This window comes from Bradyrhizobium sp., from assembly GCF_049586575.1.
Classification (GTDB): Bacteria; Pseudomonadota; Alphaproteobacteria; order Rhizobiales; family Xanthobacteraceae; genus Bradyrhizobium.
In genome coordinates, this window is sequence record NZ_JBAVCF010000271.1 from 1 (window position 1) to 1,575 (window position 1,575).

General features: G+C 61.7%; 1 protein-coding gene. It reads right to left on the reverse strand.

Annotated elements, in window-relative coordinates:
• Positions 1-35 precede the first annotated feature (35 nt).
• Positions 36-1,289 carry an IS4 family transposase gene (locus tag WB528_RS10410; RefSeq protein ID WP_423888335.1) on the reverse strand — a complete coding sequence of 418 codons (1,254 nt, stop codon included), beginning with the start codon at positions 1,287-1,289 and terminating at the stop codon, positions 36-38.
• Positions 1,290-1,575: the final 286 nt, after the last annotated feature.

The window sequence follows — 1,575 nt, forward strand, 5'->3', positions numbered from 1 at the left end:
CCAAGTCGGACACCCCATCGCACCAGCTACGAGATTCACACATTTCGGAGGATCCATCCATGCTTGATGGCGTGGAATTGAGTGAGGCCTCTGAGCATGACGATGGGACCCGGTTTTCCGTAATAGCCGGTCCAGCCACCGAGCCTTGCGAAGATCCATGCGGCGTAGGCAAGCGAACCGACAGGGTGCGGGTTCTTCTGCTTTGCGGTCTTGCCTTCGAGACTTTGACAGACCCGTTCCAAGGCTGGCTGGTCGTCGGGATCGAAGACGTCGCTGAGCGGACGCCTGGCTTTGCCCTCGCGCTCGTCGACGAGTTGCATAACTTTGACTGCAGCGATCAAAATGGCGCTGACGAGTTTTTCGAGCGGACCGTCCTGCTCCTGGCGCAGCGCTTCGATGTCAAAGCCCTTTGTCTTCATGGTCCGGAACAATTGCTCGATGGTCCAGCGCAAACGATAGAAGCCAATGATGCGGCGGGCATCGGCGATATCGCTCACCCGATGGGTGGTCAGCAGGAACCACAGCGCCGGCTCTTCGCCGTCAGACCGATTGCTCTCGCGCCCGATGACGAGGGTCACAGTGATGGTTTTGGGCAAGCCACAGGAGGCCTTGCGGTTGGTAGGGCGCACAATCTCGACCGTGCCGAATTTGACGGAAAGCTCGGCGCTGCGTGCCTTTCGACCCGGGGCGGCAGGAAGCTCGACGACCATTCTGCCGGCCTCATCCCAGACGTCGGCTTTGGAGAAAAGCGACGTGCCGTCGGCCAAATGGCGATCCTGGGCTGCCCGCACCAGCTTCTCCACCTTGGCCGGCTTGAACGCGAAGCATTCATAGATATCGCCTTCGCGATCTTCAGCCACCGTGACGCAGGCTGCTCCGGCATCAGCCAGCACGCTGGCGCGTTCCGCGCCGTCCAACCAGCGGCGGCTGTCCTTCTCCGCAAAATCTCGCTGCTTGCGGCTGCCGCGCTCGCCGCCCCGCCGCGTCAGAAAGAAATTATCGACCAGTCCAAGCACCGTGCCTGCGTTGGCATCCACCGCTATCACCGGATGAAACGACAGGCCCACCCCCTTCTCGTCCACCCGCAGCGCCGACGTGTCTTGAATGGCAAGTACGTGCCGGCCGGCAACCTGGGCGCAGGTGCGAGCCAGGACGGTCGACATCATCTCGCCCAGCGTTACCTTGGGATTGTGCAGAAACCGCGCGATCCGCATCTCGCCGGCGCGGTTGCCGCCCAACTGTCTGACACTGACGCCCTTGCCGCCATGCGCGACAAGCCGCTCGTACAAAAAGGCCCCCCTTTTGCCAGACGTGCGTCCCCAAACGATCCCAGCGGCACTTGCACAGCGCTCTCCCAAATGCGAATCACCGTCATAGGGAGTCAGCTTCCGAGCCTTACTGCAAGCCTCCCCAGATGTGTGAATGTCGTAGCCCCTTTCCAGGGAAGGAGTCACTCAGCGACAGGTTAGTTCAGCCGCTTCCACAGGATCGCCGTGTCACAGAGCCGGCCGTCCGGAAACAGCGCCAACGGGCGCGGCGAGCGAAACGATCTCGACGCTTTCGCTCACGCTGCCA